Raw genomic sequence first — 7,401 nt, forward strand, 5'->3', positions numbered from 1 at the left:
CGGGTTCGAGCCCCCGGCGGTTGCAGCTACCACGGGTGATGCGGATGCTCATGCTGAGGTCCCCGCCGTGGCCGAGGCGATGAGCGCAGGCTGACCCGGAGCGGAGCGCGAACCAGAGGCTCGGCAGCCTGGTGTTTGGGCAGCATCAAGGCGGCTCGCTGCCCGTGGATCTCACGGCGCCGTCGTCTGGACGGCGACGCTTGATCAACCCGTGCGGTTGTCCATCTTTCCTCTGGATGTCACCGGCGAACCGAGCGGTCGCCAGCGGAGAGCGCAAGTGGCCGCCGCATCTGGCCGTCTACCGGAGAACTCACGCTGGCTTCTGATAAGGCGGCAACCGTGTAGAGCGATCTCTCGATCGCGCGTTCTTCAGCGGCGGCCACAGACCGACAGCGGTGCGCACTTCAGCCACTGCCTCACCTGGGACCTGTGCCCGAGCCGGCAGCGAAGTGAGAGCCGGGCCCTACGGCTCGCAGGCACAAGCACTCACTCGGGCGACTTTTCAACCGCTGACCGCAGTGACGTGCTCTCATCTCAGGTACCTCGTAACGTGACCAGCCAGTGACGGAGCGTGAGAATCGATGATGGGCGATTGGTTCGACTCTCATGACGGTGAGGGGCTCCGCCTTTACTGCTTTCCGTACGTCGGTGGCAACGAGTCGTTGTTCCATGACTGGACGCCGCGGTTGCGGCTTCAGGTGGTTCCTGTGCTACTTCCTGGCCGGGGAAGACGTGCCGACGAACCGGCACTGACGTCCGCAGACGACATCGCGGTTCCATTGGCCCGCCAGATTGCAGCCCATTCACACCGCAAACCGGGCATCGCGCTGTTCGGCCACAGCATGGGGGCGCTGTTGGCCTATGTGACCGCCGTGGTCTTGGAGCGTGATCACGGGTTACCTCCGGTACGGCTATTCGTCTCGGCGGCAGGGGCGCCTCATCGCCCTCCACGTCTGAAGCCTGTGCGGATGCTGCCAGACGACGAGTTGCTGGACGAAGTGCTGGCTGTGGGCGGAACGCCTGAAGCGGTGAGGCACGACGCGGAAGCATTGCGCCACGCGGTACCGACGTTGCGTGCCGACGCCACGGTGGTGGAGACCTACCGTCACGGAGGTTACGTACTTTCTTGTCCTGTCACGGTTTTCCTCGGCCGTGACGATTCCGTGGTCTCAGTGGACAGTGCCCGCCGATGGTCAGAACTGACCACCAGGCCGGCAGTGATCCACACGCTGCCCGGAGACCACTTCTTCGTCCGTGATCCGCTGGTGTCCGACATGGTGCAGATGGAGTTGAAGGAGAACGAGCCGAGATGACCGCATTCGAACAGGTAGCTGTGGTGGGAATCGGTTGCCGCTTCGCGCAGGCGGACGGTCCCGCCGAGTACTGGCGGTTGTTGAGAGACGGCCTGGACGTCGTTCAGGAGATTCCTGCGGACAGATTCCTCATCGACTCCTATTTCGACCCCGACCCCGACGCGGTGGGGCGTACCTACAGCCGCTGGGGCGGTTTTCTGGACGACGTCGCGGGGTTTGACGCGGCGTTCTTCGGCATCTCACCACGGGAGGCCGACCGGATGGACCCGCAGCAACGACACCTGCTGGAGGTCGCCTGGGACGCCTTGAACGACGCCGGTATTGCACCGAGCACGATCGAGCGCACTCGTACAGGTGTGTTCGTCGGCGAGATCGCGGTCAACTACGCGGACCTCGCGAGCAGGCTGCCCGACCTGGACGTACACGCGGTCACGGGCACCGCGAGATCGGTGTTGGCCGGCAGGTTGTCGTTCGCATTGGATGCCAGAGGCCCCAGCGTGTCGGTGGACACGGCATGCTCGTCATCGCTGGTGGCTCTGCATCTGGCCTGCCGAAGTGTTCGCGACGGGGAGTCCGAGCTGGCCATCGCTGCTGGCACGAACGTGGTGTTGCTGCCGGACGAGGGCATCGCCTACAGCCGGGGCCGGATGCTCGCCAAGGACGGGCGGTGCAAGTTCGCCGATGCCTCCGGTGACGGTTTCGTCCGCAGCGATGGCATTGGCGTGGTCGTGTTGAAGCCACTCAGCCGAGCCGTCGCTGACGGCGACCGCGTCTATGCGGTCATCATGGGTAGCGCTTGCAACAGTGACGGACGCTCCAGCGGTTATTTGCTTACACCGTCTCACGACGGACAGGTCGTGATGATGCGCGGCGCGCTGGCTGACAGTGGCGTCGACGCGGGGCAACTCGACTACGTGGAGGCACACGGAACCGGAACCCAGGTTGGCGACGCCGTGGAACTGGGGGCTCTGGCTGAGGTCCTGGGCGCGTCGCGCACTGCGGGCAGCCCGTGCCTGGTCGGTTCGAGCAAAACCAACATCGGCCATACCGAAGGCGCGGCAGGCGTCGCGGGTCTGATCAAGACGGTGCTGAGCCTCCGTCATCGGCAGATTCCGGCGAGCTTGCACCTGAACGAGCCGAACACTTCGCTCGACTGGGAGAAGGCCGGACTGGCCGTGCCGACCACCACCGTGCCGTGGCCGCATGAAGGCCGCGCGATCGCCGGCGTGAGTTCGTTCGGCATCGCGGGCACCAACGCGCACGTCATCGTGGCCGAGCCGGACACCCCGCACCCGACTCGCCTGCCGGAGTCCAGTTCGCTGATACTTCCGGTTTCCGCCGAGGATCCCGTCGCACTGCGGGTTCTCCTGAGCGACTACGCAAGGCTTCTGCGCGAGACCGCTTCAGCTGATGTGCCGGGGATCTGCGCTGCTGCGGCACAACGTCGCGACCACCACGCCTACCGCCTCGCGGTGACCGGTCACGACGCGGAGTCTCTCGCACGGGCGCTGTTGAACGCGTCGACGCCCGGCGGCGCTGTCGACCAGGAGGCCAGGGTCGCGTTCGTCTTCCCGGGGCAGGGTTCGCAGTGGCCACGAATGGGCCGCGATCTGCTGGAGAGCGAACCAGTTTTCAGGAAGGCGTTGCAGGACTGCGCACATGCGATCGAGGAGCACGTGGGTTGGTCTCTGCTCGACGTACTCGACCGGAAGGATTCTGACGCACTGTCCGAACTGGATGTCGTGCAGCCCGCGTTGTGGGCGATGCAGGTGTCCCTCGCCGCGCTGTGGCGCGACTGGGGTGTGGAACCTGATGTCGTGATCGGGCACAGCATGGGCGAAGTGGCGGCCGCGCACGTCGCGGGCGTTCTGGACCTTTCCGACGCGGCGAGGATCATCTGTCTGCGCAGCAGATTGGCGAGGCGGGTCAGCGGGACGGGAGCGATGGCCGTCGTAGGCATGCCGTCGTCCGATGTGGAGCCGTTCCTCGACGGGAGGCTGGCCGTCGCCGCCTACAACAGCCCGAACTCCACCGTGATCTCAGGCCCGGCTGATGGCGTGCGAGCAGTGGTGCGAACACTCACGGACAGTGGCCAGTTCGCTCATCTGGTTCGGGTCGACTTCGCATCGCACAGCCCACTGATGGATCCGATCCGGGAGCAACTGCTCGAGGCGCTGGCAGAAGTCCGCCCACGGCAGGCCCAGATCCGTTTCCACTCCACCGTCCGGGGCCAGGTGATCGACGGCACGACGATGGACGCCCGCTACTGGGCGGACAACCTGCGCCAACCGGTCCTGTTCGCAGGCGCGGTCGAAGCGGAGACACAGCAATGCGACGTGTTCCTCGAAGTCAGTCCGCATCCGTTGCTCACCGACGCGATGACCGACTGCGGTGCGGCAAGAACAGTCGGCTCGCTCACGCGGAGTGAACCGGGCCTGCCCATCCTGCACGCTCGGCTGGCGGAGCTGTACGCCCACGGAGTGGTGATCGACTGGCGCAAGGTGAACGGGGGACGTGCCCCGCACCACGACCTGCCGCGCTACCCCTGGCAGCACAAGCGGTGCTGGCTGCCGGACACACCCGCGGCTGTCCCGGCTGTTCCTGCCCGGCCACCCCACTACCTGGCCGAACACCGCGTCCAAGGCTCATCGATCCTGCCGGGCATGGTCACGGTCGACCTCGCGTTGCAGGCGGCACGACGCAAGTGGGGAACCGGCCCGATCGAACTCTCCGACATCAGGTTCCACGCACCGCTGCACCTGACGAGCGCCCCTCCCCGGCTGCGAACAGAACTGGAAGACGGAAAGTTCAGCGTGCACGGCGAGGACGCCGACGGAACTTGGATCATCCTCACCACCGGCGAGGCCCGGTCGGTGACCTCCGACGTGGCCACCGATCTCGACATCAGCGCATGGAGCGACCGCTGCACCACAAAGCTCGAAGCGGCTGCCTTCTACGAGCGGCACCGCGCACAAGGCAACGACTGGGGACCGTCGTTTCAAGGAATCGTCGAGCTTCGCCACGGTGAACACGAAGCGCTCGCCACGATCGAGCTCCCCGCGCACCTCGTGGAGGAGGCGGACGCGCACCTGTTCCATCCTGCTCTGCTCGATGCGTGCGGTCAGGTCGCCGCTGCGCGGATTCACGGCCCGTTCGTCGGCGAGTCGATCGCGCGAGTCCGTTGGTACGGCAAACCCGGACGGTCCGCCCTCGCCTACCTGCACGACCGCCACGACGACGGGGTCCGCTTCGGCGGAAACCTCTGGATCACCACCCCGCAGGGCCAACCGCTCATGGAACTGACCGGGCTCCAGTCCCGCCTTCTTGACGGACAGCCGGAGTCCGGCTGGTTGCACGAACTCCGGTGGCGACCGATCTCACCCACGCCGGCCGGTCGCGAACCGCGAACACGGCACTGGGTCGTCCTCGGCGACGACCTCCCGCTGCTGCGCCACAGGCTTCCCGGTGTGGTCGACACCCAACTCGGCGCATCGGACGCCCCCGTGGGAGTGGTCTTCACCGGAACCGGCGAACAGGCGTGTACTGACCTGGTCGAGCTGGTGAAGGTACTCCAGTCACGAGAAGGCGCGACGCGATTGTGGGTGATCACCCGCGGCAGCCAGGCCGTGATCGAGTCTGATACCGTTCCCAGGCCCGAAGCCGCCGCGCTCTGGGGTCTGCTCAGGACAGTCGCGGTAGAGCACCCGGCCTTCGGCTGCACCGCGATCGACCTGCCCGAGCATCCCGCGGAAACCGACCTCCACGCTCTGATCGACGAGCTCGGACTACCCGCCGGGGAATACCAGATCGCGCTGAGGGAAGGCCGGCGCTACGCCGCCCGGCTCACCACGCGTTCACCGCATCCCGCCACTCCGTCGCGGCCCGGCACAGGCCAAGTGCTCATCGACGTCACAGCCGCTAGCGACAATCCTGGACCGTGGAGTTGCGCGGGAACCGTCATCGACACGGGCCCCGGAGTCCGGACGCCCGCGCGAGGTGACCTGGTCCTCGCTCTGGGAGCGAACCGCACAGGATCCTTCGCATTGGCCCAAGCCGCTCGCACAGTGCCGATGCCTCACGCGTTCAGTCCGGCGGAGGCGGTCACCCTTCTCCACACCTACGTGCCTGCCCTCCACGGCCTACGTGACCTGGCACGGTTGCAGGCGGGCGAAACCGTCTTGATCCATCCCGCTGCGGAACCTCGGTCAGCCGCCGCGACACACGTCGCCCGCCTGCTGGGTGCGACAGTGGTCGCCATCCACACCGGCACCGCCGAAGAACAAGCGCTGCTCTCCTGGGCCGGAATCCGCGAACCTTCCAGCAGTCCAGACGTCGTCTTCAGCACGACCAGCATGCCCGCGCCCGAGGGAAGCCGCTACGTGCAACTCGATGGGCGCCCCCCGACATCGTGGTCGCGCAACACGACCTACCACAGTGTCGACATCTCGACGCTCCCGTCCAGCCGCCTCGCCGGGCTCATCCACGAGGTGCTCTCACTTGCTCATCTCGGGAAACTGCCGCCGCTTCCCTTCACCCAGCACAGCAAGAGACAGGTCTCCGTCGGCATCGGCCGGCGCAAGCCCGCGTACATCATCACCGGCGGGCTGGGCGACCTCGGCGTCGTGACCGCGGACCTGCTTATCGAGCGCGGTGCGAAGAACCTTCTCCTCATCGGGCGCAGTCCGCTGCCGGAACACCGGATCTCCACATTGGACCGATGGCGAGAACGAGGAGTCGAGGTGGAGTACCAGGCGATCGACGTCGCCGACGAACAAGCCCTCGGCGCACTGCTGGACCGCCCGATCCGCGGCGTCGTCCACGCCGCGGGCATCGGCACGCACACTCCTCTCACAGATCTGAGCGTTGAGGAGATCCAGCAGGTACTTCACCCGAAACTTCGGGGAGCCGCTGCACTGCACCATGTTCTCGCCGACAGACCGCTCGACTTCTTCGTGCTGTTCTCCTCTGCCGCCGCAGTGCTGCCCTCGCCCCTGCTCGGCGCCTATGCCGCGGCGAACGCCTGGCTCGACGCCCTCGCACTGCACAGGTGTTCTCGCGGCCTGCCCACCCTCAGCATCGGCTGGGGCTTCTGGGAAACAGGCATGGCGGTACGCCTCAACGGGCCAGGACAACTCCGAGTACCGGCAGGACTCCGCAGCTTCACACCCGCACGCGGAGCGGCGATGCTCGGGCGTCTGCTCGACCACGGCAGCACAGGCCACGTCGTCGTGACCCCGGCCGACTGGACAACCTACGCCGACACCTATCCAGACCAGTTCACCCGGAACCTCCTGACAGAACTGGCGGTCCCCACCACGCAAGACGTGTTCGTGCCGCAAGCACGGCAGGCACCAACCACAGAACGAACACCACTTGGACCGGAGAAGAGCCACCCGGACAAAGCCAACCAGGACGGTGACCGGGTTCGCGAACTCATCGCCAGCGTGCTGCGGCTCCCCGCCGAAACACTGGACCGCCAGCGCCCACTCAACAAACTGGGGATGGACTCACTGATGGCCACAGAGATCCGAACCAACGTCAAGAACGAGTACGGAGTCGACATACCCATGCTCACTCTGCTGAAAGGTGCGACCGTCGACCAGATCGTCGCGGCACTTTCGCAAAGCCGAAGCAACGCCTGAGCGTTAGGGTCTGCTGCATGAGCAGGTGATAGGTTGACCTGCACCATCAATTCGTGCAGCAGACCCGGCAGCTGCAGGCTCGGCCTGTCCTGCTGGACACGCGGCGAACAGCGGTCTGGCACTGGCGTTCAATGCCCGACGTTGGGACGGGACTGAGCCCGTCCCAACGGGTACTACTCCGGCGCGGAAAGCTCGAAACTTGACTCCACCACCAGGCTGCCGACAGAAACCCGCTGGTCAGCCCTGTTCCCATCCTTTGGTGCTCCTGCCCGAGGCCCGGCCCTCCGCACAGCGGGTCTCGCGCAGGGTGGTGCCCTCCCCGAGGCCCGGCCCTCCGCACAGCGGGTCTCGCGCAGGGTGGTGCCCTCCCCGAGGCCCGGCCCTCCGCACAGCGGGTCTCGCGCAGGGTGGTGCCCTCCCCGAGGCCCGGCCCTCCGCACAGCGGG

The 7,401-nt window shown here is 66.4% G+C and carries 2 protein-coding genes; both read left to right on the top strand.

Annotation, left to right across the window (positions count from 1 at the left end):
- Window positions 1-581: 581 nt before the first annotated feature.
- A complete protein-coding gene (locus QSK25_RS25510) occupies window positions 582-1,313 on the top strand; it encodes a thioesterase II family protein (protein WP_285641866.1) in 732 nt (243 codons plus the stop codon).
- Complete coding sequence (locus QSK25_RS25515; protein WP_285641868.1) at window positions 1,310-6,955, top strand: type I polyketide synthase; 5,646 nt, start codon at window positions 1,310-1,312, stop codon at window positions 6,953-6,955. Before QSK25_RS25510 ends, QSK25_RS25515 begins: the two co-directional genes overlap by 4 nt.
- Window positions 6,956-7,401 lie beyond the last annotated feature (446 nt).

This window comes from Lentzea sp. NBRC 102530 (assembly GCF_030269365.1).
Taxonomy (GTDB): domain Bacteria; phylum Actinomycetota; class Actinomycetes; order Mycobacteriales; family Pseudonocardiaceae; genus Lentzea.

Bases quoted from the DNA above. Each gene is read 5' to 3' on its own strand.
- QSK25_RS25510 (WP_285641866.1), top strand. From the start codon at position 582: ATGATGGGCGATTGGTTCGACTCTCATGACGGTGAGGGGCTCCGCCTT.
- QSK25_RS25515 (WP_285641868.1), top strand. From the start codon at position 1,310: ATGACCGCATTCGAACAGGTAGCTGTGGTGGGAATCGGTTGCCGCTTC.